General features: G+C 53.9%; 21 protein-coding genes. 2 read left to right on the top strand and 19 right to left on the bottom strand.

Going from position 1 to position 26238, the window contains the following annotated elements; all coding sequences use genetic code 11:
• Position 1 precedes the first annotated feature (1 nt).
• Genes DEP07_RS02285 through DEP07_RS02220 form a run of 14 tightly spaced genes read right to left on the bottom strand, consistent with a single transcriptional unit; the run spans position 2 to position 14662 of the window.
• Positions 2-1030: a GNAT family N-acetyltransferase gene (locus DEP07_RS02285; RefSeq protein WP_173599114.1), complete on the bottom strand. Its 1029-nt coding sequence runs from the start codon at positions 1028-1030 to the stop codon at positions 2-4.
• The gene (locus tag DEP07_RS02280; RefSeq protein WP_122963958.1) at positions 999-1646 is read right to left on the bottom strand and encodes a sugar transferase; all 648 of its coding nucleotides are present in this window, start codon (positions 1644-1646) and stop codon (positions 999-1001) included. The genes DEP07_RS02285 and DEP07_RS02280 overlap by 32 nt, the downstream gene beginning before the upstream one ends.
• The gene (locus DEP07_RS02275; protein WP_173596869.1) at positions 1630-2643 is read right to left on the bottom strand and encodes a polysaccharide deacetylase family protein; all 1014 of its coding nucleotides are present in this window, start codon (positions 2641-2643) and stop codon (positions 1630-1632) included. The genes DEP07_RS02280 and DEP07_RS02275 overlap by 17 nt, the downstream gene beginning before the upstream one ends.
• Positions 2609-3835 (bottom strand): glycosyltransferase family 4 protein, encoded by a 1227-nt coding sequence (locus DEP07_RS02270; RefSeq protein WP_287102052.1) that lies wholly within the window; start codon positions 3833-3835, stop codon positions 2609-2611. The genes DEP07_RS02275 and DEP07_RS02270 overlap by 35 nt, the downstream gene beginning before the upstream one ends.
• A complete protein-coding gene (locus DEP07_RS02265; protein WP_281868159.1) occupies positions 3804-5003 on the bottom strand; it encodes an O-antigen ligase family protein in 1200 nt (399 codons plus the stop codon). The genes DEP07_RS02270 and DEP07_RS02265 overlap by 32 nt, the downstream gene beginning before the upstream one ends.
• Before the next feature lie 3 nt (positions 5004-5006).
• Positions 5007-5723 carry a phosphocholine cytidylyltransferase family protein gene (locus DEP07_RS02260; RefSeq protein ID WP_280648737.1) on the bottom strand — a complete coding sequence of 239 codons (717 nt, stop codon included), beginning with the start codon at positions 5721-5723 and terminating at the stop codon, positions 5007-5009.
• Positions 5668-6495 (bottom strand): CDP-alcohol phosphatidyltransferase family protein, encoded by an 828-nt coding sequence (locus DEP07_RS02255; protein ID WP_122963953.1) that lies wholly within the window; start codon positions 6493-6495, stop codon positions 5668-5670. Before DEP07_RS02255 ends, DEP07_RS02260 begins: the two co-directional genes overlap by 56 nt.
• Positions 6492-7913, bottom strand: a complete 1422-nt coding sequence (locus DEP07_RS02250) for a flippase (protein WP_173596866.1) — start codon at positions 7911-7913, stop codon at positions 6492-6494. The genes DEP07_RS02255 and DEP07_RS02250 overlap by 4 nt, the downstream gene beginning before the upstream one ends.
• Before the next feature lie 28 nt (positions 7914-7941).
• Complete coding sequence (locus tag DEP07_RS02245; RefSeq protein WP_063228054.1) at positions 7942-8631, bottom strand: CpsD/CapB family tyrosine-protein kinase; 690 nt, start codon at positions 8629-8631, stop codon at positions 7942-7944.
• Positions 8612-9364: a YveK family protein gene (locus DEP07_RS02240; RefSeq protein ID WP_122963951.1), complete on the bottom strand. Its 753-nt coding sequence runs from the start codon at positions 9362-9364 to the stop codon at positions 8612-8614. The genes DEP07_RS02245 and DEP07_RS02240 overlap by 20 nt, the downstream gene beginning before the upstream one ends.
• Positions 9357-10466, bottom strand: coding sequence for an LCP family glycopolymer transferase (locus DEP07_RS02235; protein ID WP_287102050.1), 1110 nt, complete (start codon positions 10464-10466; stop codon positions 9357-9359). The genes DEP07_RS02240 and DEP07_RS02235 overlap by 8 nt, the downstream gene beginning before the upstream one ends.
• Entirely contained in the window at positions 10463-12361 is a 1899-nt protein-coding gene (locus DEP07_RS02230; RefSeq protein WP_287102049.1) for a polysaccharide biosynthesis protein, read from the bottom strand. Before DEP07_RS02230 ends, DEP07_RS02235 begins: the two co-directional genes overlap by 4 nt.
• A 44-nt stretch (positions 12362-12405) precedes the next feature.
• The gene (locus DEP07_RS02225; protein WP_287102059.1) at positions 12406-13686 is read right to left on the bottom strand and encodes a nucleotide sugar dehydrogenase; all 1281 of its coding nucleotides are present in this window, start codon (positions 13684-13686) and stop codon (positions 12406-12408) included.
• The gene (locus DEP07_RS02220) at positions 13679-14662 is read right to left on the bottom strand and encodes an NAD-dependent epimerase/dehydratase family protein (RefSeq protein ID WP_287102048.1); all 984 of its coding nucleotides are present in this window, start codon (positions 14660-14662) and stop codon (positions 13679-13681) included. Before DEP07_RS02220 ends, DEP07_RS02225 begins: the two co-directional genes overlap by 8 nt.
• A 224-nt stretch (positions 14663-14886) precedes the next feature.
• Between DEP07_RS02220 and DEP07_RS02215 the strand changes: the two genes are divergently transcribed.
• Positions 14887-16425, top strand: coding sequence for a glycosyl hydrolase family 28-related protein (locus tag DEP07_RS02215; RefSeq protein WP_173599109.1), 1539 nt, complete (start codon positions 14887-14889; stop codon positions 16423-16425).
• Between the two features lie 67 nt (positions 16426-16492).
• Here DEP07_RS02215 and DEP07_RS02210 read toward each other — a convergent pair whose 3' ends face one another.
• The 5 genes from DEP07_RS02210 to DEP07_RS02190 form a co-directional block, all read right to left on the bottom strand.
• Positions 16493-16888, bottom strand: a complete 396-nt coding sequence (locus tag DEP07_RS02210) for a hypothetical protein (protein WP_122963945.1) — start codon at positions 16886-16888, stop codon at positions 16493-16495.
• Positions 16889-17018: 130 nt separating this feature from the next.
• Positions 17019-18242 carry an MFS transporter gene (locus tag DEP07_RS02205; RefSeq protein WP_287102047.1) on the bottom strand — a complete coding sequence of 408 codons (1224 nt, stop codon included), beginning with the start codon at positions 18240-18242 and terminating at the stop codon, positions 17019-17021.
• Positions 18243-18280: 38 nt separating this feature from the next.
• Positions 18281-20065 carry an ABC transporter ATP-binding protein gene (locus DEP07_RS02200; RefSeq protein ID WP_287102046.1) on the bottom strand — a complete coding sequence of 595 codons (1785 nt, stop codon included), beginning with the start codon at positions 20063-20065 and terminating at the stop codon, positions 18281-18283.
• Positions 20066-20124: 59 nt separating this feature from the next.
• Positions 20125-20667 carry a MarR family winged helix-turn-helix transcriptional regulator gene (locus DEP07_RS02195; protein WP_122963942.1) on the bottom strand — a complete coding sequence of 181 codons (543 nt, stop codon included), beginning with the start codon at positions 20665-20667 and terminating at the stop codon, positions 20125-20127.
• A 304-nt stretch (positions 20668-20971) separates the two neighbouring features.
• The gene (locus DEP07_RS02190; RefSeq protein ID WP_281868148.1) at positions 20972-24757 is read right to left on the bottom strand and encodes a DNA translocase FtsK; all 3786 of its coding nucleotides are present in this window, start codon (positions 24755-24757) and stop codon (positions 20972-20974) included.
• A gap of 168 nt (positions 24758-24925) precedes the next feature.
• On the opposite strand from DEP07_RS02190, the gene DEP07_RS02185 reads away from it, so the two are divergent.
• A complete protein-coding gene (locus tag DEP07_RS02185; RefSeq protein WP_122963940.1) occupies positions 24926-26194 on the top strand; it encodes a hypothetical protein in 1269 nt (422 codons plus the stop codon).
• The last annotated feature ends 44 nt before the right edge of the window (positions 26195-26238 follow it).

The raw sequence follows: 26238 nt of genomic DNA, 5'->3' as shown, positions 1-26238 counted from the left end.
TTCATTTCCCCCATGCGCGGTAGGCGGGAAAAAAAGTCGAACTTCCCGCGTCATCCGCCCGATTTTGTTCGCATAGCACCTGGTACACCTCTTCGTCGTGCACACGCTTGCCCATCCAGTAAGGATAAGGCGCATCTTTTGTAAACGATGCCTTGAAGCGAAACAGACCGTCTTGCTCCTGATTTCCTCCCCCGAGCAGCAAGTAATCCAGTCCGTCCTCCTTCGCCAGCGAAATCATCGCATCGAACAGCAAATGATTGATCCCGAGCGGCATGTCCTCCGTGTGCGATGCTCCCAGATGGAAATGGGCATAACGGCTGCCGCACAGCATGATCGCGCCCGCTACCGCGATGTCATCGTGAATCGCCAGCAACAGTCGCGGCTTGCACAGCGCCGTTTCCTGCAACAGTCCGGCAAAAAACGGATTGTCATAATAATAGGAAGCGCCAGCGTGATTGCGCTCCATCGTCTCGCGATACAACGAAATGAAAGCCGCGAGGTCATGATTGCTTTTTCCTTCCACTATTCTCACCGCATGGTCTTTGGCCTTTTTCATATTGCGCCTGACATTTTGACTGTACTGCGCCTGAATCTGGGCGAGCGAGGGCCGCACATCGACAGCAATCGTTTCGCGCACGAGATCAAGCTGCATCTGATCGCGAAACAGTTCGGCGTTGTTCAAAAGCGGGTGAAAACGCACCGTTTCTGTTACGTACTTTTTGCTCTGGCAATAGGCGTGAAACTGCGCGGAAAACGACTGGACCACGCTTTGCTTGGAACACAGCGACGGGCCGCCGTACCCGATCGATACGATATCCGAATAGCCCGGGAGGAACGAGTCGAGGGAGCGCACCACATACGGATAAAAAATCCGCTCCTCTCCCGCGGAGAAGAACACCGCTTCCGGCACTCCCCCTTCTCGCTCGGCATACAGGCTTACGTACTCTTTTGTGTAGGAAATGTCCAAATGCGCCACCTCGCGCATACAGCACGTCCAGTCATCCTGATTCGTAAGCACGATCAAACTCACGCAAGTCCCTCCTAGCCTGCTCTGCCTGTTTGCTTCCCGTGAATTTTTCCATCGTGACGCAGCCTTCGTGACTGATTCCGGTTTTTTGCAAGACCCGCTTGACGGTCAACAGCAATATTTTCATGTCGAGGAGAAAGCTGCGATTTTCCACGTACCAGACATCCAGTTCGAATTTTTGCTCCCATGTAATCGCGTTTCGTCCGTTGACTTGCGCCCATCCGGTAATGCCCGGCAGCACATCGTGCCGTTTCATTTGCCGGGGGGTATACAGCGGGAGATACTCCATGAGCAGCGGCCTCGGCCCGACGAGACTCAGCTCGCCCTTCAACACATTCCACAACTGCGGCAGCTCATCCAAGCTGTATTTCCTGAGCATCATGCCGAATGGCGTCAGCCTCTGGGCGTCTGATAGCAACTCGCCGGACGTGTCCCGCTGGTCGGTCATCGTGCGAAATTTATAGATGAAAAAGGGCTTTCCGTAGCGGCCCGGGCGCTCCTGGACGAAAAAGACCGGGGCACCGAGCTTGCAGCGAATCAACACGGACAACACGAGCAGCAGAGGCGAAACCGCGATTAACAGCGACAAAGCGACCAGCCGATCAAACAAAAGCTTCATGCCGCCCCTCCTTTTGCTTGTTCCAGCCCGCTGCCGCCTCCTCCATGCTGAGACTCTGCATCCCGTACTGGCGGCGCAAATCGGCAAAATAAGCGAGAAGCCGCTCCAGAAAACGCACATTTTCCGCCGGATAGCTGCCGAAGTTTTCCGGGTGCCACCACAAGTGATACAGTCGCTGATGTTTCGCGGCAAACAGCAAGTCGCGCCTGAGCCGTGCATACCGAAGCTCTTCCAGCCAGCGAAGCTTGGGCGAATAAGGCCGCAAAAAACGGCTGGAAGGGACGTTGACAAGCCCTTCCCGACTCGTGAACAGCTTGTCGTAAGCGTGATGTCCGCTCAAATTGACGTACGAGTCGGCAAGCCGCAAAGCCCGTTTGAACAGCGAGTCTTCCGCTCCCGGCCCGGCGCGGTACATCCACGCTGGCTCGTTTCCGCGGTACGAAGTGAAGCCGTGCTTTTTGCAGAGCGCCAAATAGGCAGGCTGGAGCTGATTGCGCGGAAAAACGATGCTCGTCGGGGAATGTCCTTTCTTGCGCGCCACTTTTTTGCAGGCGGCCAAATCTGCTGCAAACGTCTGGGCGGTCTGTCCCGGCTCCAGGCAATAGTAGTGGGAGTGCGTGTGGCTGCCGATAAACTGGTGCGGGTAGGAGGAGATCAGTCGAATGAGGGACGGAGCGTAGTGATACGGATCGGCCTGCTCGCGTTCTCCCACTGTTCCCGACTGCAAGTAACGGTAGGGCGACAAGTTGGCGTCTGCATAGTCTGGCAACAGTCCGGGAAGCGTGCTCATCAGTTCCTCGCGCGACTCGCAGAACAAAAAGCCGACCGTCGCCCAGGTAGCGTGAATCTCGTATTTTTGAAAAAGCTCCAAAATGGCGGGAATGACCTGGCGAGTTCCGTGCAAATTTTCCTGGCAGGAAGACAGCGCTCTTTTGTCGCGCACGCCCCAGTACAGTTCAAAATCAAGGGATATGACCAACGCTCCTGTTGTGCCCAATCCGTTCGTCAACCTCCTTTTCCGTGCGCGGCGGCTTTGTTTTGACGGCGATCAAGTCGGCGAACAGGCGGGCTTGCCTGTCGAGGACATGTCGCTCGTTGAAATGCTCCTCCGCAAGGTAGCGGCTGTTTTGTCCGTACGCTTCGCGAAGCCTGGCGTCCAAAGCGAGCTTTTTCAGAGCCTTGTACAAATATTCGCTATGCTTCGGCTCTACCAAAAGTCCATTCACGCCGTCCGTCACTTCTTCCCGGCAGCCGCGAATGTTCGTGGCGACGATCGGCTTGCCCATCGCCATCGCTTCGATGATCGACCGGGGCAAGCCTTCGCGGTGGGAAGGCAGGACGAAGATGTCGCTTGCCGCAAGCAGCTGCGGGATGTCCGAGCGAAATCCGGTCAGGACGATTTGCGGATGCGACAGGCAAAGCTGCTGCAAATCTTGTCCGCGCTGGTCCCGCTCGCTCGCCAATACTTCCCCCACCAGCAAAAGACGCACGCGCGACGATTCTCTCGCCAGCCTGTGAAACGCCTCCAGCAGCTCGAATATCCCTTTTTCGCTCACCATCCGGCCCACGTACGCGATGACCAGCTCTTCCTGGCCGATGCCGAGAGCAGCGCGCACTTGCGCAGCCTCCTCGCTCGTGACTGCCTGCGGATGGAAGCGGCGTTCCACATCCACCCCGTTTCCGAGGTGCACGATCCGCTCCGGAGGGGCAAAACCTTCCTGCACGCTCAATTCGTAATCCTCCCTGCTTTGCAAGAGCAAGTAGTCTGTCAGGTGCTTGGCGAACCACTTTTCCAGCCCGTAGTAAAACTGGTACTCGCCCCTGCTCATTCCGTCGTGGAAGTAATAGCCGTGCGCCGTATAAATGACCGGACGGACGCCCGCGAGCTTCGCTGCCACCCGCCCGAGAACCGCGGCTATCGGCGTGTGAACGTGCACCGCATCGTACTGCTCCTGCTTCATCAGCCGGTACAGGGCGTGGATGGAACAGCAATTGGAGACGGGGGCGATTTTACGTTTGATCGGGATATGCCAAAGGACGTGGCCCATAGCCCGCAGCGACGCGAACCGTCCGGTATCCGTGCAAGCGGTATGCACTTCGTGGCCTTCGTCCGTCAGCTTTTCGATCAGCGGCAGCAGCAAGCTTTCCACTGATCGGTCAATTGCGCAAATTTGCAAGATTTTTCCCATGCAGGTCACCGCCATTTTTGATTGAGCCAAGACTCAGTCCGGCTGTCACACAATAGAGCGCCAGCAAGATCCAGAAAAACGTTTCGCGGATGCCGTTGTGCGTCAAGCCGTACACAATTTGAAAAAAGAGCGGATACCAGGAGTACAGCCGATGCCCTCTCACGCCAGCGTACAAAAGCAGCAAAAACAGCAGCGTGCCCACAATGCCGTACGAAAAGAACAGATTGGCAATCGTCGAGTGCAGTTCGAGCGTAATCGTGCTCTCAAACCGCTCATACTGCCCTTCTCCGGCACCGAAAAACACGTACTGCGGATGATTGGCGATCCTGTCGTAGCCTCTGGATGCCAAATTGTCGTCCGAGTCCTCCCCCAATGTTTCCATCCGCTCTTTTACTTGTGTGTAAATGGTCGCATCGTGCAATACGTTTTCATTCGTGTACAGCGATACGCAAAACAGCAGAAAAAAGAGAGCGAGCACACACACCACGTTTTGCCAAAAAAGCCCTGTCCGCTCTTTTGACGAGACAAACAGAAACACGAGGTACATCAGCACGGCGCTCAAGATCGCTGCTTTGGACAACGAGGCGGCAATCACGCTCAGCGAGCAGCCGATAACGAGGAACAGGTAGAGCGATTTGACAGGAAAAAAGCGGGCGCAAAACAGGCAAATCCCGAGACAAAGCAAGCCGTAGTAGCCGAGCTGATTCGGGTTGTTGAAAAACAGCGCCTGACGGAAGTCGTGCTCCCCCGGGGCAAGTCCAAAGAGCAGCGCAAGTGTCTGCACAGCAAGCGAACAGGCGACCGCCCAAAACAGCCATTTCGCATAGCCGCGGGGATCACGCTGGCCCAGCACGATGATGGTCAGCATGACCGCTCCGTTGTACAAATACCATTTCGTCGACTCAAACACTTCCATGACGCCGCCCAAAGCGATCGCCCAAATCCCATTCACCAGCAAAATATCGTATAAAAATAACAGTGTAATCACGACGAAAAAACGGTATTTGCGTTCCAGCCATTTCAGTTGGAACAAAAACGTATACGCGATGAGAATCATCATGACAAAATCGGCAATTTGCGGATTTCCGCTCGGGAAGAAGTAGAAGGGCTTCAGCAGTACGTAGAGAAACAGCAGAACTTTGTCCAGCGAGAGCTTTGCTTTAGCCATCGCCTACATATGCGCCAAATGATTCGTAAAATGAAGAATCCGCTTGTAGTCCTCCCATGTATCTACCTCTGCCCAGAACAGCCCCGGCGGTATTTGTGCCACATGCACGTCTCTTTCTCCCAAAAACGAATACAGAACATTTTCCCACCACAAATCGTGCTGCCGCTGCAAAATCAGACTTTGCAGCCGCTCCTGAAAGATCGGGACAAACTCGCGGTGCAGCCGGGCAATCCCGACGTATTCCCCTGTCGTCTCCTCCAGGGGGAGTTCTTTGCCGTGCTTTTGCAAAAGGCCGTTTTCGTAGCCGAATTTGTAATCGCCTTCCGCCCTGCGAAAAGGGTCGGCGAACATGACCGGACTCCTCGTCTCCTGGAGCACGACATCCAATACTTGCTCTTCAAAATACACATCCGCGTTGAGCAAGAGGCAGTCGCTGTCCGTCAGAAAATCGCGGGCAAACCACATGGAGGCGATGCTGTTGGTGCGATCGTAAAACGGGTTGTGAAAAAAGCGGATGTTTTCGCCGCCAAGCAGACTGGTAATCACGTGAGCACGGTATCCGACGACCATGGCAATCTCGTGAATCCCTTTTCGCTTCAACTCCAAAATTGTATTTTCAATCAACGCCTGGTTGCCGATATCGATCGTGCATTTCGGGCTGCCGTCAATTTGCCCGCTGATCCTTGATCCGAGTCCTGCCGCCATGAGCAGAGCCTTCATGTGCTTCCCCTCCCTCTTGTCTCGATGAAGTGACATACTTGATGTTCAGTTTCAGCTTGTATAGCGCTCTGAGGAGTCCCACCAGCAGATGATACCCCGTCCACAAATCGAGAAACTGATGCTGTCCGCTAAATGCCCACATGAGCGCGGCGATCAGCACGCCACTCTGGAAGCCTGTCTGGGTCAGGAACAGAAACACTCCGGCATCGAGCCATCTGCTGCGCTTGCGCATGGATACGGTTTCGTGCGAGATTTTCCCTTGACCAAAAGCGAGATCCGAACCGTTCGTCGCCAATATTTCCGTAAAAATCGTAAACAGGATCAGGTAGATCAAGTACGGCCCGAGAGTCGGCTGGCTGCTGGCGACGCCGTAGATGACGCTGAACGAGACGAGGTACAGCGAGTAGTTCAATCCGATATCGAGCCAGACGCCCCCTGCGCTGTTCTGGTTTTTGATCCGGGCGACTTCTCCGTCGACGCAGTCAGCGAGGTAGCACATTTGGTAGAAAAAACACCCGATCAAAAAGGCCGCGGCCGATCCGTACATGAAAGCTGCGGCGGCGATCAGCCCGGCAGCGATTCCCGCGATCGTGATGGCATTCGGAGAAACCCCTTTTCTTTTTGCCAAAAACAGACTCAAGTAAATCGAGATGCGCCTGGAGAAATAGTACGACCAAAACTCCTCGCGAACCCATGGCTTTTGCACCTGAATCCGGCAATCTCGAATCTTCTCGCTGTCCCAAAACATGTTCGGATACAAGTCTTCCTTCACCGTAAGCCACCTTCTTCATTACCTCGTCTTCGTATCAAGACGGAATTTTTTTCAGAGAAGAACGGGATATACCACGTGCGGAAACCGAAATATCGGTATGCCCAATACGAAGCACAGATATCTCGACAGCTCAGGCTGATAGCGGTGGCGATTGCTGCTCCTGTAATGCCAAGCCAGGGAATCAACAGGCAGTTGCCGCAAATGTTGAGCAAGGCTGAAAAAACCAGGATGTTGCGCGACGTTTTCTGGCGGCCCGTCATCGTCAGAAGCGGAATGACGCTGCCGGAAGAAAAGTTGATGAACTGCCCCAGACAAAGAATGACGAGGACGAGACTGCTGCCAGCGAACTCTTCGCCGAACAAGGTAAGCAACGGGGCGGCAAAAATGGCGACCAGCAAATTGATCGGAGCAGATGCGAAAAAAATGAGCCGATTGGCAAACGCAATCATTTTTCTCAGCCCGTCCATATCCCCACGGGCGTACATCTCGGAAAATTTCGGGGAGAGAATCGTGTTGATGGAGATGAGCGCAAAGCTGGTCACCATCGAGAGACGAATGACGACGCTGTACACTCCGACTGTTTCCGCGTCTGTAAAAATCCCCAGCATGATCGTGTCTGTCCAGCTCATGATCAGCTCCATCGAGGCGCTCAGGTACATCGGAATCGCCATGGCGCAAAGCGTGCGAAAGCCGATGGCCTGGCCTTCCTCCATCTCGCGCGGCTGAATGCCCGCGTTCATGCTTCGCGACACAACATGCCACTTCCCCATGCCGATCAGCGTGTTCAAAATGACAGCGACTGCGAGCAAGCCGATCAACAGATTGGGGGTCGGAGCAAGCAAGGGCAGCGCGATCACGAGAAACAGCAGATGGAGGAAGCGCATGCCCACCGTATCGACGATCACGGACGCCGTCACGCGATGCAAGGCGCGGAAAGCCGAAGCGTACAGTCTGGCAAGCGAGACAAACGGCAGCATCCAGGCCATCACCCGCAGCGTTTGCGCAGGCAGCTCGTTGGCAAACACATAGCTGGAGATCGGCTCGGCAAACAAATAGAACAGTCCCGAAAGCAAGAGAGAGGGCACGAATGTCCAGACCGCAACCTTGTTGAACAGCTGCCGAATCCGCTGGGACGCCCCCTGCGCCCGATACTCGGCCAGCAAGCGGATGATCGCCGTGTCGGTGCCAAACAGCGCCAGCACCATCCCGATGTTGAGCAGCGTGATCGTCAGCGAGTAAATGCCCAGATTGCCTGCCCCGTACTCCCTGGCAATAAACAGCTGCAACGAATAGAGCAGAACAAACCCGAAAAGCCGGAACAGAAACGTAATCGCTGAACCGTGCAATACTTCATGAACGTCCCGATTGTTGCGGACTTTGGCCAACTGCTGCTGCCAAACAAGTTTGAGGGCATTCATCCATTACTCGCCCCCGCTTCTGACTTGACTATTCCATATACCCATAACCGTAATAGCCTTCTCTCTTCCCGAGCTTTTTGTTGTTGAGAACAACCCCGAGCAGGTTGGCCCCGGCCGTCTTCAGCTGCTCGACTGCGCGAACGGCCGAATCCCGCTTTGTTTTGCTCGCGTCCACGACGAGAATGCACCCGTCCGTCTCTCTCGCCAGCACCATGGCATCGCTCACAATGAGCGGAGGACTGTCCACGACGATCATGTCAAAGTTGTTGCGCAGCTGCTCCAGCAATTCCCCCAGTCGCGGCGTTCCCAACAGTTCAGCCGGATTGTGGGGAATCGGCCCCGCTGTCACGATCGACAAATTCGGAACGCCCGCATCCTGAATGATGTCGGAAAACTGGCACATCCCGGTCATATAAGAACTGATCCCGTACAAATTCGGCATCTCAAACGTGAAATGAATGCGCGGATTGCGCAAGTCGAAATCGATCAGCACCGTCTTCCGCCGATCTTTTGCCATCATCAGCGACAAGTTGGCTGCCGTAATCGTCTTGCCCTCCGACGGCCCCGGGCTGCTCACCAAAACCGTCTGCAACCTTTGTCCCTGTGTGGAAAACGAAATGTTCAGCTTCAAGGTGCGGTAGCCTTCCACCAGGGGAGACAATGGCTCCCAATGGGCGATCAGCTTCTGGTAACGATCGTCAGGCTTCTGCCTTCTCATACTCGCTTCTTACCTCCTCCGCCCTTTTTTGCCGCAAGTGCTTCTTTGTCTTTTTGTCGATGACGGCGATGGTGGCGAGCACAGGCAGGCCCAAATATTCCTCCACTTCCTTTTCCGATCTCAGCCGTGTATCGAGATGCTCCATGAAAAACACAACGCCTACAGAAGTAGCCAGCCCAAGCACAAAGCCGATAATCGAGTTGAGCAGCGGCTTCGGACTGACAGGCTTGGCTGCCGGGTTATCGCGCGCTTCCGCCAAAATGTGCACGTTGTTCATGCTCAACATTTTGACCACTTCTTCCTGGAAGGTCGTGGCAATCGTGTTGGCAATCAGCACGGCTCGCTTTTGATCAGGGTCTTCCACTGTAATAGAAATGACTTGCGAATCTTTGACCGGCTCTACTTTCGTATGCAGCAGCAGCTCATCCATGCTCGCTTCCGGCCCGAGTGTCTGCACGACTCTCTCCATGATTCGCGGACTCTCGATAATGACCCGGTACGTCTCGATCAGCTTGAGATTGGAGTCAATCTCGGCAACCGACAGCACTCCCTCCAGATTCGAGTCCAGCGAGCGATTCACCAAAATTTCCGTTTTTGCCTGATAGATCGGCGTCAATGCAAAAAAACTGATGAGTGCCGTTCCTATCGTAAAAATGGAAGTAATGGCGAGAATCACGCCCCAGCGTTTGGACAAAACCAGCAATATTTCCCGGAGATTCACGGTTTCATTCATTTTGCTCCCCCCTTCGCCCCTCCATGCTGTCACTCGCTTGATTCGGCAGTGGCTTGGCCTCACCGGCTTTCTCTGCGCCTTTCTCAACGACTTGCTCGCGAAAGGCAGACAGCCGACGGATCAACTTTTCCCGCTCCCCCTGGCTTACGATGTAGTAGTAAATCCCGTTGATCAGCTGGCCGTTTCCTTCCATCCGAATCGTCTCCACGCTTGATACGGCCGTACCGTAGCTTTGAACAAGCATTTTCATGTCGTCAAAGGTCATGTTCGTCTTCACGTATTTCCCCATGGTATCGAGGACTCCGTTCAAGGTAGAGGGAGACGCCAAAGCCCCCTTTTTTTGCATCAGCGCTTTGATAAGCAGTTGCTGTCGCTCGTTTCTCCCCAAATCTCCCCGCGGGTCTTCATAGCGCATGCGCGCATACACGAGCGCCTGCTTTCCATCCAGGTGAATCGGCCCCAGCGGAAAGTGATAATCGGCGTAGGTAAAAGCGAGCTTGTTCTCGACATCCACACCGCCCAACGTGTCGATGATCCCGGCGAAGCCTTCCATGTTGGCGGCCACCACGTAATCGACAGGCGCGGAAATAAATTGCTCGACGGTGTCAACGGCTTGTTGCAGTCCGCCAAATGCGTAGGCGTGGTTAATTTTATCCAGCGTTTTCGAATGGGCCAGCTGCGTGCGCGTGTCCCGTGGAATGCTGACTAACAGCGCCGATTTTGTCTGCGGATTGACCGTCAACACGAGGATCACATCCGAGCGCCCCTTGTCGTTTTCCCGTTCATCGATCCCGAGCAAGAGCAAGGTGACGGGTTCGTGCACTTCTGCTTTCTCTGGCTGCACAGCAGGTTGTGCAGGCTGGGCTTGCTTTTCTGCTCGCTCTTGCTGCCTCACGGTTGGCACAGGAAGGGAAGATGCCTTGGTCTTCTCTGTCCGCAGCGGGACGTACATGCTGTTTACGGTCTGTTTGATCGAAAAATAGACGTAAGTCGCATACCCTCCCAGTCCAACCAGACAGGCAATCCCCCCTGCCAGCAGGATGCGCGCCCACTTTTGCCTCGCTGTCCGCGCGATTCGCTCTTTCCTCGTCGTCTCTTTCATCCTGTGGCTACCGAGAAAGGAACTGGCTTGGCATCGTCGACAGGCTGGGAGGCAGACTGATAGCTCGGAATGACCGCCTGCAAGATTTCAATCATTTTTGAGTGATCCTCGATCAGTCCGCCCTTTTTGGCCAACTGCTCCAAACGGGAAATTGCAGACAACAGCTCGCTCCAGGAAAAGTCGAGCGGCTTTCCGATGAAAATGCGGTCGTGGCACGTCGAAGTCAGCCCTTCTTCCGCCGTCAAAAGTTCCTCGTACAGCTTTTCACCCGAACGGATGCCTGTGTAGACGACCGGGATATCTTTTTCCGGCTCCAGGCCCGCCAAGCGGATCAGGTCCTTCGCCATATCGACGATTTTGACGGGTTTGCCCATGTCGAGCACGAAAATCTCGCCACCGTGCGCCAGCGCGCCAGCCTGAATGACCAGTTGGGCCGCTTCGGGAATAGTCATGAAATACCGTTCCATCTCCGGATGCGTGATCGTCACCGGACCGCCCGCCCGAATTTGATCGAGAAAGATCGGCACGACGCTGCCTCTGCTTCCGAGAACATTGCCAAAGCGAACCGCCGCAAAACGAGTGTGACCAAAGCGGTTATATCCCTGGATCAAAAGCTCGGCAATGCGCTTCGTGGCGCCCATCACGCTCGTCGGATTGACGGCCTTGTCGGTGGAAATCAGGATGAAGTGCTCGGCTTGCGCTTCCAGAGCGCATTCGGCCACATTTTTCGTTCCCAAAATGTTGTTTTTCAACGCTTCACTCGGGTTTTGTTCCATGAGGGGCACATGCTTGTGGGCGGCGGCGTGAAAGATGACGGCAGGACGATACTCGCTCATGATCGCAGCAATCCGCTGCCGATCGCGTATATCTGCGATGAGGCTTGCTGTAGACAATTCAGGAAATGCTCGCTTCAGCTCCAGACTGATCTCGAAAATGCCGTTTTCCTCATTTCCAAGCAAAAGCAGTTTCCCTGGGCCAAATCTAGCGATCTGACGGCAAAGCTCCGAACCGATAGACCCTCCGGCTCCGGTAACAAGCACGACTTGCTGGCGCAAATAACCCGTGATTTCTTCCAGATTCATTTCCACCGTCTCGCGCCCTAGCAAGTCCTCCAGCTTAACGTTGCGGATCATGCCCATGCTGATTTTCCCGCTGAGAATATCCGAGACGTGCGGCAAAATTTTGACGCTTGCCTTCGTCGTCTTGCAAATATCAAAAATGTCGCGGATCGTTTGGCGCGACGCAGACGGCATGGCGATCACAATATCGGAAATCGCGTGCCGCTGTACGATGCGCGGGATGTCTTCCCTGCTCCCGATTACGGGCAAGCCGTACACGCGCAAATTTTGCTTGCTCGGCTCGTCGTCAATGAAAGCGATCGGCCGTTGCTCGGACAGCGGCGACCGCCGCATCTCCCTGGCAACGAGCACGCCTGCGCTGCCTGCCCCGACAATCAAGGTGCGCCTGCGATCCAGGCTCCTTTTGTCGCGTTCCTCATACCACCATTTCCACAGAAAACGCGAGCCTGTGATCCCGGCAAGCACGAACGTCCAGGCAATCAAAAACAAAGATATCGGAAACCGGATCGGCATCCACAGCCAGTGCCCCAGCGTGTTCAGGAAAAAAGCGAGAATCAGGATGGACAAACTCGTCGCCTTGACAATCGAGACAAGCTCGCCCGCACTGACGTAACGGTAGACGGGTCGGTACAACTCGGCGAGATGCATCCCCGCCAAAACGAACAGCACATGTCCAATGATCAAATAAAGAGGGCGATGCTCGTATATTTCGGCAAAAGAAAAATCAAATCGAACCAGGCAGGCCAGCCAAACAGCCAAACTGATAATTCCTGCGTCCGATAAGCTTAACCAGAATCTTCTCTTCCGGTAGCTCATATTCATCCGCTCCAGGCAGTCTAGATTCGCAATCGTGGCTGCATCTACAAGCGCCAGACAACGATATCAGACGGGCATGTTTTTTGATTCAACACGCTTTTCACATCTGCAATCACTCCGCAGTTTTGGTGCAGCAAAGACGACAGCTCAGCCCAGCTCAGCTGGACGTATTTCGCGTGCGGCACAGCCAGAACCAGCGCATCGGCAGGCTGCAATTCGTGCCATTCCCTCAGCTTGATGCCGTACTCTGTCCATGTCTTCTCCGGGTCTGCCAAATCGTCTGTCACCTGAACTTCCACGCCAAATTCCCGCAGCTCATGGACGATGTCGATCACTCTGCTGTTGCGAATATCCGACACATTTTCCTTGAACGTCATCCCCAAAATCGTGACGCGTGAGCCTTGAATCGGAATATGACGCCAGATCATCTGCTTGACCAGGGAGGTCGCGACGAATTTTCCCATCCCGTCGTTGATGCGCCGTCCCGCCAAAATCACTTGCGGATGGTAGCCTACGCGCTCCGCCTGATAGGTCAAATAGTAAGGGTCTACTCCAATGCAATGACCGCCGACCAGTCCTGGCGAAAACGGCAGGAAATTCCATTTTGTTCCAGCCGCCTCCAGCACGTCGGCTGTTTCGATTCCCAGTCGGTCAAAGATGATCGCCAATTCGTTGATCAACGCAATATTCAGGTCGCGCTGCGTATTTTCAATCACCTTGGCTGCCTCTGCCACCTGAATCGAGGACGCTTTATGAATCCCTGCTTCGACTACCAGCCCGTACATTTGCGCGATCTCGTTACACGTCGCCTGATCCTGCCCGGAGACGACCTTGACGATCTGGGCGAGTCTGCGCTCCTTGTCCCCCGGATTGATCCGCTCGGGCGAATAGCCGACAAAAAAATCGGCACCTGCCCGCATCCCGGATGAGCGCTCCAGCACCGGAATGCACGTTTCCTCCGTGGCGCCAGGGTATACGGTCGATTCATAGACGACAATCGCTCCTGGCTGCAAATGCTTTCCTACTGTCTCGGAGGCGAGCAGCAACGCCTTCAAGTCAGGGCGCTTGGCGTCGTCCACAGGCGTAGGCACAGTCACGATGATAAAGTCGCATTCCGCGAGCAGTCCGGGATCATCCGTATACGTGATGCTGGAACGCGCCAGCTCGTCAGCCGTCAGCTCTCCCGTCTCATCCCGCCCTGTCTGTAGCGCGGCAATGCGCGCAGCGTCCACGTCGTAGCCGATCACCGGAACCTTTTGCCCAAAAGCAGCCGCAACAGGCAAGCCCACATACCCGAGTCCTACGACTCCTACTTTTTTACGCATGGGCATCACCGTAATAATCAAGATACCAATCGACAAAACGGGAAATTCCTACCTCGACCGGAGTATCTGGCCGAAAGCCCGTTTCTGCGAACAGCGCATCGACCGAGGCGAAAGTAGCAGGCACGTCTCCTGGCTGAATCGGCATGTACTGGCGGTTGGCTGGCCGTTTCAGCTTCTGTTCCAGCAATTCGAGGAACGAAAGCAGCTCCACAGGCCGATGATTCCCGATATTCAAGACTTTGTGCGGCGCCTTTCCGTCTTTTGGTCCAGGCAAACGATCCATGAGTCGCAAGATGCCCTCGACCACATCATCAATGTAAGTAAAGTCCCGGATCATTTTTCCGTAGTTGAAAATGCTCACTGGCTGCCCTGCCAAAATCGCCTTGGTGAACGCATAGAGCGCCATGTCCGGGCGGCCCCACGGCCCGTAGACGGTAAAAAACCGCAGCCCGGTCGCCGGAATGTTGTACAGATGGCTGTACGTGTACGCCATCAGCTCGTTCGCTTTTTTCGTGGCGGCGTACAGGCTGTTCGGCTCATCGACCCGGTCGCCCTCGGAAAAGGGGAGTTTCTTGTTCCCGCCGTAGACGGAGCTGGAAGAAGCGTAGAGCAGGTGCTTGACCCCTGTGTGCCGGCAGCCTTCCAATATATGCAAAAATCCCGTGATGTTGGAGGACGTGTATACGTGAGGGTTTTCCAGGCTATACCTGACTCCAGCCTGCGCCGCCAGATGGATGACCCGCTCCGGTTGCATTTTGCGGAACAACTCGTCCATTGTCGTCTGATCGGCTATATCTGCTTGATAGAAGTGGAACTGTTCGAACTCTTGCAGCATCGACAGTCTTTTTGCCTTCAAGCGGGGATCGTAATACTCGTTGCAATTATCCACCCCCCATACGACTTCCCCTCCTTCCAAAAGTCTTTTCGCTACGTGAAATCCAATGAATCCAGCAGTTCCTGTCACCAAAATCGACATACATTCCACCTCTTTGCTTATTCATACGGAGGTTCTAGGACAAATATGCCAGTAGGATGAGGACGGCCAGGAACGGTTCAGGAAGACTAGGACACTTTTGCCAGGCAAACAAGCTCTTGCCTGTTTTGCAAAATGGTTGTCAACTTTTTTCGTTTTTTGAATGAAATGAAAGAAGACAATCTAATCTTGTCTGACTATTTTTTCAAAGTGGAGGAGATTGATGCATGATGCTTGATGTAAAGTCCTACGGGGCGCGAGGAGATGGGGTGACAGATGATACGCAGGCGATATCCGCCGCGCTGGCAGCCGCGGTCAACCAGCAAATTCCGCTGTATTTTCCCCCGGGAACCTATATCATTGAACCGAAAAGACTGGCTGTCACACTAGGGAAAGGCAAAAGCCTGGTGCTGCAGGGTGCCGGTCCTTTTTCCGTTTTGAAACGAAAAGCCAATTCTACCGCCGAGGACTGGAGGTGGCTGTTTTCGATCACCTCAGTGGGTGGAGACGCTGATTCGTTTGTCGTGTCCAATCTGAAAATCGACTCCAATGCGCGCGAAAATCCCGTTCCGCCAGAACCATATGCCTATGAGCACTCCGCCGACTTCTACATTCGCGGCGACGGGCCTGGAAGCTATATCAACTACGTGCTGCTGAGTCACATATGGTGTACCGATGCCGTAGCCGATCATTTTTACTTCGCCGGGGAAGCGAACTGCTACGTCCGCTCCGTGTCGATCAGCGACTTTACGAGCGACAACCGGACACGCACCCGCTCCGACATCACGGTCACCGGAGGCTTGGAGCGTCTGAACGCTGTCAATGTTTCCTGCGACCGCTTTGAAGTAGAGCTGAATGAAGCATACGACGGCAAGCTCCCGATGATCGCCAATCTGAGCAATATCCACTGCCGCCAACAGCTCGATCTGGAAGGGATTGCGACAGCGCCGATTCGCGTCCAGGGAAGCCACCTCGTCTCGCTTGCCAGCTTCAGCCTGAGCTGCTTGACTGGCACGATCAGCGCCTCTACCTTTTATACCGCTACCGCGCAGAAAAACCGGGTCAACTTCATGCGGAACATGACTTTCCACCAGTGCAACTGGGTTCTGCATACAACCTCGCAAGGCGCAGCCAAAACAATCGGCAGCGGCCTGACTATCGACTACAACAACGTCGGTCTTGTGTTTGACGGCTGCTGCTTCGAGGCCGCCGATAGCGCTGCCGTGATCGATGGCTACGCGCTCAGCTTTGATCCATGGGATGTCCCGGCGCAACGAATCGTGACGGTCCGCAACTGCGCGTTCGACCCCCGCCTCAAGCAAAACCTGTACCTGAACCGCTGCGGCAATGTGTATCTGGAAAACAACCGCTACTCCGGCAGCGATCATGTGATTGCGCTGTACGGCTCCGGTTCATACCCGCTTTTTCTCACCGTGGACGGCGGAGATTTCAGCCAGGTCACCGGAAAAATGTTTTATCACAAAGCGGCTGACAAAGTCACACTTTCCATGAAAAACGTGCCCGTACCCGTCAGCCTGACGAGCGGCTACAACTCTGACAACTCTTCCTACCTCCCCAACGTGGCGATTAACGAGCGAATCGTCTACGTCAGCACTCCTCCCAGCTCGTCGGTTAAATACGGAGGGATCAAAGGCGACACGCTCCGGCTGATCACGCCTGTCAACGGGCAGCCGTGCGAGTGGATCGCTACCACGACAAACAAGACCGCCTGCACGTGGCTGGCGACCAAAACCGCAAAAAGCTAACTTTCCAGCACAAAAAAACATCCCTCCTCCCCGGTGAACTTGCCCGGGCGAGAAGAGATGTTTTTTATTAGGCAATCCGCTCCAGATCCGGATTGTATCGCTTCACATAGTCATAGATTTCGTCACCGATGAGACGCACGTGGTTCAGATCGCTTGTCTTTTCGGACAGGTGTTGAACCAATTGTTCGGTGCCTTGCTCAATCCGTCTTTTGGCTGCTTCTGGCAAGGTGAGGACGTGCGGGACGAGCAGTTGCAGGTACCAGTTCCCTTTGTCCTCCTCGGATACATCGATTTCCAGCTCCATATCTTTGCTGTCGAAATCGTAGAGGTGATTGAACAGCGCTTCTCTGATTTCCAGCGTCAGCGCGGAAATATCGATTTTTGCCACACCCAGATAATACTCCTCGTTGAACAACACGATCTTCTCGTCAATTTGCTGATACTTTTTTGCAAGCGGATTCATTGTCTCGTTCCCCTTCCAGCTATCGCCACAATCTATCCTATAGCATACTATCTCCCCGAATCATTCGGCAACAAATTCGTCGGAAAATGTTGAATAGACAAAAAAGTTGCATGTTCAAGCGGCCTTTCCCTTATGTTTGTTTCAACGCCTGATTTTCCGCAGGCGCAGGCACCTCTCGCTGAATCAGCAACGAAGCCAGCAGACCTATGCCGAGGAGCAGCGCCAGTAACGCAAAAGTCAGCAAGTAGCTGCCGCTTTCCATCAAACGGATAGAGATAATAGGGCCGAGACTTGTTCCCGCAAATAGAACAAACGTGTAGACCGAAACGGCAATTCCGCGCGCCTTGCCTGCCAATTGGCCGACGAGAGAGACGAGCGCTGGAACGGAGAGCGCAATGCCCGCCACAAAAATGACACTCATCACAATCAGCAAAGGCAAGCTGGCAATCAGCCCCAACGAAGCCAAGCCTGCCATCGCCAGCAGCAATCCGCCTCGCAGAACCGCGCGAACCCCAAAGCGCATCGCTACTTTTCCGGACAAAGGAGAAATCAGCATGCCCAAAACACCGACAGAGCGAACATAAAGAACTTCTGCTTTATTCAGGCCAAAATCGGGACCGCTCAAGTAATTGCCCAAAACGGTGTACATGCTGACAAAAGACATGAGCAGCACCAATGCCACCACATAGCACAGAACAAGGTTTTTTTGCGAAAATACTTTACCGATTTGCTTCAAAGGTTCCCATATAGTCGCGTGTGGCTGTTGAATCTCTCCTTTTGGCAAGAAGCGAAGAATCAGAACCGCTGTTAAGGCATACACCCCTGCCAGGAGATAAAATACGGCGTTCCATCCGTGCTGCTCACTGATGAGGCTACTGACAACCTGCCCGACGATGCCTGCGACCAAAAACCCGGTGCTGATAAATCCGATCGTCGTCACCCGTTTGTCTGCCGGAAACATTTCTACCGCATAAGCAAGGGCAACTGGCGAAAACGTGGCTGCCGCAAAGCCTTGCAACCCTCTCAGCACAATCATCCAGGAGAAGCTTTCGACCATGCCAAGCAGCAAAGAGATGGCCGCATGCGCAACAAGTCCAATCAAAATGACTTGCTTGCGTCCGTATTTATCCGATAATGCGCCATAAATCAGGCAGCCAATCGCAAAGCCGACCGAAAAAACACTTCCTGTAGCCGCTGCCTGCGTAGGCGTAATGCGATAAAGCTCGGCAAACAAGGAGATTAAAGGGATCGTTACATACAAACTGGACATGACGACCATGCCAGACCAGCATAAAATCGCCGCCATGAGCGAAAAGTTTCTTTTCGTTACCGCTGAACTCGCTGCTTGTGACATAAGGCACCTCTTTTCATAAATGTTGGAGCGTAAATGGACTAAGCTAGAAGCGTCTCCTTCTCTTTGATCATTTGCGGAAACTGCTTATCGTATAACGTTTTGTATCGACCGGAAAGGGTCAGCAGTCCTTCGTGCGTGCCCGCTTCGACAATCCTGCCTTTTTCCAAAACTACGATGTGATCGGCGCTTTGAATCGTGGAGAGACGATGGGCAATCACCAGGCAGGTTCGCCCGGGAAGCAGAGTGGAGAGCGCGCTTTGGATCAGTTGTTCCGATTCTGTATCCAACGCCGCTGTCGCTTCATCCAATATGATCAGGCGCGGATTTTTCAACAACGCCCTCGCGATCGACAGCCGCTGTTTTTGACCGCCAGACAGCTTGACGCCCCTTTCTCCGACCAACGTATCGTACCCTTGCGGAAAAGCTTCAATAAACTCCAGAGCATTCGCAGCTCTCGCCGCTGCCTCGATCTCTTCGCGAGTGGCCTGTGGCTTTCCGTAGGCAATATTGTCCCGAATCGTTCCGTTAAGCAAGATGACATCCTGTGATACAATCCCGATTTGCGTGCGGAGCGATTCAAGCGTGACATCTGTTAGTGGATACCCATCGATGAAAATCGCTCCTTTTTGCACATCGTACAGACGGGCAATCAAGTGCGCGATGGTCGACTTCCCGGAACCAGACGAGCCAACCAATGCGGTAACTTGTTGAGGCTCTATTTGCAAATAAAAATTTTCCAAGACTGGCACGCCTTTTTCATAAGCGAAATCCACATTGTCAAACAGAATCTCTCCTTGAATGGGTGGTAAAATGATCGCTCTCTCTTTGTTCCGCACTGCTGGCACCGTCACCAGCACTTCATGGATTCGTTCATAGGCAGCCGAAGCTTGTTGAATTTTACTAACCATTCGGCTGAAGGAACGAACAGGTCCTTGCAGCAGACGCAAGTAAGCCAAATAGGCGACAATGTCTCCTACAGTAATGTGGTTGTGCATCGCCTGCCACGCACCAAAAAGCAGTACGAGTGTCATTCCGATGTAATTCAGCCACTCGATAATCGGCGGGAAGGACGCGGACAGCCGGGAAGCTTTCACGATTGAGGCCCGATTGATCTCGGTCAGTCCAGCGAATCGATCGATTTCATCGTTCTCGCTCGCAAATGATTTAATCACGCGAATCCCTGACAACGTATCCTGCAAATGATTGCTCAATTCGGCAGAGGATTGTCGTACCGTTCGATAGACCGACTTGATTCGTCCGCTGAAAAACCGCGACGTGTAGAACAGAAAAGGAAACGTGCTCATCAGCAAGAGCGCCAGTTGCCAGTCGACATACAGCAAATAACCGCATATGGCGATAAACGTGAAGAAATCAGCCACAATGGATAATGTGTCGGCCGAAACCAGTTCCTGCAACTGGTTGACATCACTCGTCAATCTGGACATGAGATCGCCGGTGCGATTGCGATCGAAAAAGTTCAAATCCAGGTTCACGGTATGTCGGTACAGCTTGTTCCGCAGTTGTGAAATCGCTCCTTGGCTGACAATCGTCATCACGAAGCTGCTAACAAACCGAAACACTCCCAACAGCAGCGCAGCTCCAACGATCGCGGCTCCCAGTTCAAACAAGGCAGCAATTTGTTGCTGGGGGATGACCTGATCAATGACGACTTTCGTCCACTGCGGAATGATAAATTCAAGGACGGAAATCGCCAGGATAGACGAAGCGGCTACCAAAACAAACTTCCATTGCCCTTTTGCTTGAAAAAACACCTCCCGGAGCATTTCTGAAAACAATCGATAACGGTGGGAACGGGATTTCATCGCATCACCTGAATTTCTCTTTAAAATAGTAAGATTATCTAACTATATGCACAAAAAAATTATCTGCCCACCCCTAACCTTTTTTCTATACTTCCATTCAATTTAACCAAAATTTTCTCAAACAGCTTGCGTTCCTCCGCATCCAAGTCGTCGAGCAAGGAAGCGCAAGTCGCCCAAAAGGTCGGCAGCACATTGTCAATCAAGTCCACTCCTTCTTCGGTAATACGGACATGAATCATGCGGCGATCTTTGGCGCTTTGCTCGCGGGCAATCCATTTTCTTTTTTCCAGCCAGTCGAGCAGAGCTGTTACAGAAGCCCGGCGAATCCCCAGCCGATCTGCGATGGCCGAAGGAGTGACCAGTTCTCTTTCCTCATGCAGCAGAAGCAAAAGCAACAAATCCAGCTTGCTCTCGGTAATTCCGAACGCAGACAAATCCTCGTCGATCACATCCAGGACATTGTCACTGAGCCACAACATCAGCAATCCCATCTGGGCCGATTTGCGATCCGTTCCCTTTGCCATCGTGTTGTTCATCAGTTGCAAATAAGGAGCGATCCCTAATTTGGGCAACTGTTGATCCACTGTGCTTTCTTTTGCCATGACATCACCTCTGTAATTCAATTAGATTATCTAACTAAAATCAGTTATATCTTATTTTGCCTGATCTTGCAAGCAGGAAACTTCTCGGTGAAGCCAACGGACACCTCCCTAACGAAATGAGGTTGCGCGGGTTTGGCACGACGGGAGCGTCCTTCTCTGGGCGCGGTGCCTTTTTATATATTCTGCTGTCTGTTTTGCAAAAAAGCTGCCACAGCAGCGTGTTTACACGCATCTGCCTACCTGCCTCGGTTAGCAAAAAGAGCCTGCCACCTTGGGCAAGCTCCTCTGCTTTTGCAACATTCTTTTACAACAAAGTCGAGCCGTCCGCTACAGCCTGGGCGTCCTCGCGGGTGATGAGAACAGCTCGCGCCTTGCCTCCGCTCTGTCCAGCGACGTAGCCGTCCGCCTCCATCATCTCGATCAGGCGGGCAGCGCGGTTGTAGCCGACCCGGAAGCGGCGTTGCAGCCCGGATGCCGAAGCCTGACCCTGGTCTGCCACGAACAGCAGCGCCTCCATATACAGCGGATCATCCCCTGCATCAAAAGATTGCACCTGCTGCTCCAAATCTTCCTTGCTGAACAGGTACGACGGCTTGCGCTGCTTCTTGATCGCCTGCGTAATGCGCTCGATCTCATCGTCAGAGACGAAGTTGCCCTGCAAACGCACCGGGGTGGTGCCGCTCTCCAGGAACAGCATGTCGCCTCGTCCCAGCAACCGTTCCGCCCCCGACTGGTCGAGGATCGTGCGGGAATCCACCTGCGAGAATACGGCAAACGCCAAACGCGTCGGCACGTTTGCCTTGATGTTGCCCGTAATGACGTCCACCGAAGGCCGCTGGGTCGCGAGCAGCAAATGAATGCCGCAGGCGCGCGCTTTTTGCGCAATCCGGATGATGCAATCCTCCACATCCTGCGGGGAGACCATCATCAAGTCTGCCAACTCGTCAATGACAATCACGATATACGGCAGCTGATCGTCTGTCGTCTGGTTGTAGCGATCAATATCCCGCACACCTGCGTCGACAAACAGGGCATAGCGCTTTTCCATTTCCTCGACCGCCCATTTCAGCGAGGCTGTCGCCTGCTTCGCGTCGGTCACAACAGGTGTGACGAGGTGCGGCAAATGGTTGTACGGTGCCAGCTCGACCATTTTCGGATCGATCAGCAAAAGCCGTACTTGTTCTGGCGTCGCTTTGTAAAGCAGGCTGACGATGATCGAGTTGATGCAGACGCTTTTCCCTGATCCGGTCGAGCCTGCGATCAGGCCGTGCGGCATTTTTTTGATATCCGCAATAATCGGCTCGCCGCCGATGTCCATGCCGAGGGCTACAGCCAATGGCGACGAATGCTGCTGGAACTTTTCCGATCCGATGATCTTCTCGATCAGTACAGGCTGGCTCGCCAAATTCGGAACCTCGATCCCGATCGCGTTGCGTCCCGGGATCGGCGCTTCGATCCGAATGTCTTTGGCCGCCAGATTCAGCTTGATGTCGTCGACCAAGCCGGTAATTTTGTTTACCTTCACGCCAGGAGCAGGCTGCAACTCAAAGCGCGTGACGGAAGGGCCTTTGACGATCCCGACGACCGTTGCGCTCACGTTGAAGTTGGACAACGTTTCTTCCAAAAGCAGCTTTTGCAGCTGCGTATGCTCATCGTCGTCATCGCTTGGCGGCGGGCTCGGATTCAACAGCGCAAGCGTCGGCAAGCAGTACGGAGGTTCCGCGATTTCCGCTTCGCTTGGCTCGGATGGTGTGCTTGATTGCGCCGTACTTGCAGGTGGATTCGCGCTCGGACCCGGTGTTGCCACCCCGGCGGCTGGCGATGTCTGGAAGCCAGTCTGTTGTCCAGCGTTTGGCAGCTGGATCACGGGTGCTTGCGGTGCTGGTTGGGCGTTCTCTGTAGCAGCATCCGCCACTAGAACCGGGGTTGCTTCGGCTGTTTCTGGCTTCGCTTCTGCCACGGTCAAGGTTGCTTCGGCCGATTCCAGCTTCACTCCTGCCACGGGCAAGCTTTCTTCGCCCGTTTCTGGCTTCGCTCCCAACACGGTCAACGTCGCTTCACCCGACTCCGGCTTCACTACTGCCACAGTCGACGTTGCTTCATCCGACTCTGACTGCGCTCCCGCCACAGTCATCGTCACTTCACCCGACTCCGGCTTCACTACTGCCATGGTCAAGCTTCCTTCGCCCGTCTCCAGCTTCGCTCCCACCACAGTCGACGTTGCTTCATCCGCCCCTGACTTCACTCCCGCCACGGTCAGCGTTGCTTCATCCGACCCCGACTTCACTCCCGACACGGTCATCGCTGCTTCATCCGACCCTGACTTCGCTCCCGCCACGTTCAGCTTTGCTTCATTCGACTCTGGCTTCACTCCTGTCACGGTCAACGTTGCTTCATCAGACTCCAGCCGCTTCACGCTCGCCACAGACGAAGCTTCACCGCCCGACTCCGGCATCGCACGCGCCAAAAGACGGTTGACATCGGCATCAAAATGATTGTTGCTTCCCGTAACAGCAGGCTTGGCGCTATCGACTATTTGCCCTTGTCCGTGAACAGCCGCGAAGCCCTCCTCGATTCCTGTGCGCACGGCGTCGCCTAGCGCTGCGATCAGCTTTTGCTGCGCCTGCGCTTCGCTCTCGTCGGTCACCGAACGCCCCTGCGCTGTTAACGTCGCCCCCGCTGCTTCCGCGCTTTCGACCGCTTCACCTGCACCCGCTTGTTCTCGCACGACCACAAGCTCCACGTCAGGCTGTGCCTGTCCCTCCGCGATCTCCGCAGTTGCCGCGGCCTCGTGAAGTTCTCCCTCTGTCTCGGCTTGTCCCGCTGCAAACGCTGACTCTCGCTCCACTCCTGCGCTTGCGCCGCCACGTTCCGCATCCGCCAACTCGCCATCTGCTTCGGTTGTCGTCGCATGATCGGTCGAGAGCACAACCGCTTGCGCCTCGCCTTCCTGATGAACCGCGCCGCTCGCTGCCCTTTGCTGCCATTCTTGCGTGTTTTCTGGACCTAGACCTGACTCATACGCCCCGTCCAGCTGCTCTGTCTGCCCTGGTTCAGTCGTCCATTCAGTTAGCTGCCCGACTTCTGTCTTCTCGCCGTCTCCGTGTTCACCGCCAACCATTTCTGGCGGCTCCACAACAATACGTCCAGGCTCCGAAACCGCTGCTTCCGCCTGCGAAGCCACAAAGGCCGCTGCTGCTGCCTGGTCCTGTGCATCCGCGATTTCCTCTGCTGCTTGCTCAAGCGGAACAGCTTTTTCCCCACCTTGCTCGCTGACCCGGCTGTCCGCCTTCGTCGCGCTTGCGGCATCAATGGTTAAATCGCTCGCAAAACCGTTTGCGGGGTCGCTTGCTGAACCCGCATCGCTCGCTGAATGCACATGCTCCCACGTCTCATCCGGGAAATAACGCTCGCTAATTTCCTGCTCCCACTGCTTGAGCTGCTGGAGATGCTCCTCCTGCTCCAGACGCGGGTACACGATACCGCCTGTCGTATGGATGCGATGCTCAGCCTCACGGGTAGCCGGGGTGATTTTGCCATACACGGGCGACACGATCTCCGATGGCTGGTACGCCTTCTTCCCTTCCGCAATCGAAGGCGCGCGCCCTGCGCTGTCCGGCTGTTTGACAGGCTCCCTTCTCGGTGTCTCGCGCTTGTACTCGGTGGAAGCAGACGGCTTTTTGTCTGCGCCCGTCTCTATAGGCTTGTCCGGTATGTATTCTTCGCGTGCGGCACGAAAAGACTCGCGGGAAGACTCCCTGACGCTTGGCTCCCGCCGTTCACGCACGGGCGGCTGAACTCGCTGGGCCTCTTCTGTCGCCTGCTGCTTCATTCTCTCTTTTCGCTTGTTCTCCAAATAATCGTCTGGCACGACAGGAAAACGAAACTGACGATCCCTGCGTGGACGCGCATCCTCTATATTCCGGCTACTTACCCGCTCTTTCGGGTAAATGCTTTTCGTCTTCGCTTGGGGCTGGCGGGGAGCCGGGCTTGCAGGAGGAGGACTCGCTGCCGGACGCCCTTCCACTACTTCATCTTGCTCCTCTTCGCCCTGAAAAAATTTCATCAGCTTTTGAAGCCACAACCACATGCTGCAACGTCCTTTCTTTGCTAACCATCTATTCCCTTTCATCTTACCATGAAATCGGCGCCGAATTAGACCGATTGTGATTTTTTTCCGTATTTGCGAAACCTTTTCTTTACTAAAACGTAATACATAGAGGAACAAAAATACAAATACATAGGGGAGGAACACAGCATGTGGAAAAAAGGAAGTGCCCTACTGCTCGCAGGTATGCTGGTACTCACTGGATGTGCTGGTGAGGCTTCACTGGTGCGCGATTCGATCGTGGCATCCATCGATAAACCAAACTACGACTTCCAAGGCACTGTAAAATTGACCGGAGACGTAGACAAATTGCCTCAGGCATTTGGGGAAACCAATCCTGACAAAGAAGGACAAGCCATTTTGTCCGCTTTGAAAGCAGGGGTAACAGTAAAAGGCTCCCAGCTTGACTTGAAAAACGCAAAAGTTCAACTGGAAGTAAACGACGACAAACTGCTGCGCGACAACAAGCTCTGGACTGGCGACAAAAAAGCGTCTGTTGAGCTGCTCGTAAGCGACGACAAAGTATTCGTGAAATCTCCGCTCGACAACAAATACTTGGCTGTGGATGCAAACACTTCCGGCGCTTTCACTGGCGTAAGCGGAAACGACAAGGCAAACCCGGCGAAACTCAAAGAATACCAAGACAAAATGAACAAGCTGACGCTTGACTTCATCAAAAAATACGTAGGCAAATACGGCTACAAACTGGCTGATGCGAAAAACCTCGGCACAGAAACCGTAACCTTGCCAAACGGCGAAAAAGTGGAAGCGACTCACGTAAACGTGAAGATCGATGCCAAAGAACTGGTAAAAATGTTCTTCTTCACTGCTAACGACGCGGTAGCAAGCCAAGACGTCAAAACGTTCGCAATCGACATGCTGGTGCTGACCAATTCCCTGACAGAAGAAATGTATCCGGAAATGGGCAAAACGACAGAGGCAGAAAAACGTGCCAATGCCGAAGCTACCATCAACGAAGGCTTGAAAGAAGCAAAACAATGGCTGGAAGAGACAGGCAAAACATACACACCTGAAAAAATCGTAGAAGAAATGAAAAAAGAAGGCTTCCACAAGCTGGCTTGGAACCTCGACTTCTACGTAGACAAAAACAAAATGCCTGTTCACCAAAAGAGCGACCTGAGCGTAACGTTCCAGGCGCCAGAAATGAAAGAGCCTTTGACAGTCGGTCTGTTTGCTGATCAATACGCGTTCAACTTCGGAAAAGCAACCAAGTTCGAAATCCCTGCAAAAGACGCTTACCTGACAGCGGAAGACCTTTACAAAGACGAAAAAGCGATCAACAACTTCAGCGACAAAGGCTTCATGCGCCACTTTGCACAAAGCCTGGTGGACGATCTGAAATGGCAAAAAGAACTGGAAGCGGAGTGGGCTGAAGAAGTAACTCCGGCTACTCCTTAACAGCAGCCTTAGCTGCACTTGTAATCGGGTAGGAGGCTACCCAT

The sequence above is a fragment of the Brevibacillus sp. genome (genome assembly GCF_003521185.1).
GTDB classification, from domain to species: Bacteria; Bacillota; Bacilli; order Brevibacillales; family Brevibacillaceae; genus Brevibacillus; species Brevibacillus parabrevis.
This window is presented reverse-complemented; position numbering and strand designations above follow the sequence as displayed.

What these genes read in the sequence shown, in the direction of transcription:
- DEP07_RS02280 (WP_122963958.1), bottom strand. Translation starts at nt 1,646, where the DNA reads ATGAAGCTTTTGTTTGATCGGCTGGTCGCTTTGTCGCTGTTAATCGCG.
- DEP07_RS02270 (WP_287102052.1), bottom strand. Translation starts at nt 3,835, where the DNA reads ATGGGAAAAATCTTGCAAATTTGCGCAATTGACCGATCAGTGGAAAGC.
- DEP07_RS02265 (WP_281868159.1), bottom strand. Translation starts at nt 5,003, where the DNA reads ATGGCTAAAGCAAAGCTCTCGCTGGACAAAGTTCTGCTGTTTCTCTAC.
- DEP07_RS02260 (WP_280648737.1), bottom strand. Translation starts at nt 5,723, where the DNA reads ATGAAGGCTCTGCTCATGGCGGCAGGACTCGGATCAAGGATCAGCGGG.
- DEP07_RS02250 (WP_173596866.1), bottom strand. Translation starts at nt 7,913, where the DNA reads ATGAATGCCCTCAAACTTGTTTGGCAGCAGCAGTTGGCCAAAGTCCGC.
- DEP07_RS02245 (WP_063228054.1), bottom strand. Translation starts at nt 8,631, where the DNA reads ATGAGAAGGCAGAAGCCTGACGATCGTTACCAGAAGCTGATCGCCCAT.
- DEP07_RS02240 (WP_122963951.1), bottom strand. Translation starts at nt 9,364, where the DNA reads ATGAATGAAACCGTGAATCTCCGGGAAATATTGCTGGTTTTGTCCAAA.
- DEP07_RS02235 (WP_287102050.1), bottom strand. Translation starts at nt 10,466, where the DNA reads ATGAAAGAGACGACGAGGAAAGAGCGAATCGCGCGGACAGCGAGGCAA.
- DEP07_RS02230 (WP_287102049.1), bottom strand. Translation starts at nt 12,361, where the DNA reads ATGAGCTACCGGAAGAGAAGATTCTGGTTAAGCTTATCGGACGCAGGA.
- DEP07_RS02225 (WP_287102059.1), bottom strand. Translation starts at nt 13,686, where the DNA reads ATGCGTAAAAAAGTAGGAGTCGTAGGACTCGGGTATGTGGGCTTGCCT.
- DEP07_RS02220 (WP_287102048.1), bottom strand. Translation starts at nt 14,662, where the DNA reads ATGTCGATTTTGGTGACAGGAACTGCTGGATTCATTGGATTTCACGTA.
- DEP07_RS02215 (WP_173599109.1), top strand. Translation starts at nt 14,887, where the DNA reads ATGATGCTTGATGTAAAGTCCTACGGGGCGCGAGGAGATGGGGTGACA.
- DEP07_RS02210 (WP_122963945.1), bottom strand. Translation starts at nt 16,888, where the DNA reads ATGAATCCGCTTGCAAAAAAGTATCAGCAAATTGACGAGAAGATCGTG.
- DEP07_RS02205 (WP_287102047.1), bottom strand. Translation starts at nt 18,242, where the DNA reads ATGTCACAAGCAGCGAGTTCAGCGGTAACGAAAAGAAACTTTTCGCTC.
- DEP07_RS02200 (WP_287102046.1), bottom strand. Translation starts at nt 20,065, where the DNA reads ATGAAATCCCGTTCCCACCGTTATCGATTGTTTTCAGAAATGCTCCGG.
- DEP07_RS02195 (WP_122963942.1), bottom strand. Translation starts at nt 20,667, where the DNA reads ATGGCAAAAGAAAGCACAGTGGATCAACAGTTGCCCAAATTAGGGATC.
- DEP07_RS02190 (WP_281868148.1), bottom strand. Translation starts at nt 24,757, where the DNA reads ATGTGGTTGTGGCTTCAAAAGCTGATGAAATTTTTTCAGGGCGAAGAG.
- DEP07_RS02185 (WP_122963940.1), top strand. Translation starts at nt 24,926, where the DNA reads ATGTGGAAAAAAGGAAGTGCCCTACTGCTCGCAGGTATGCTGGTACTC.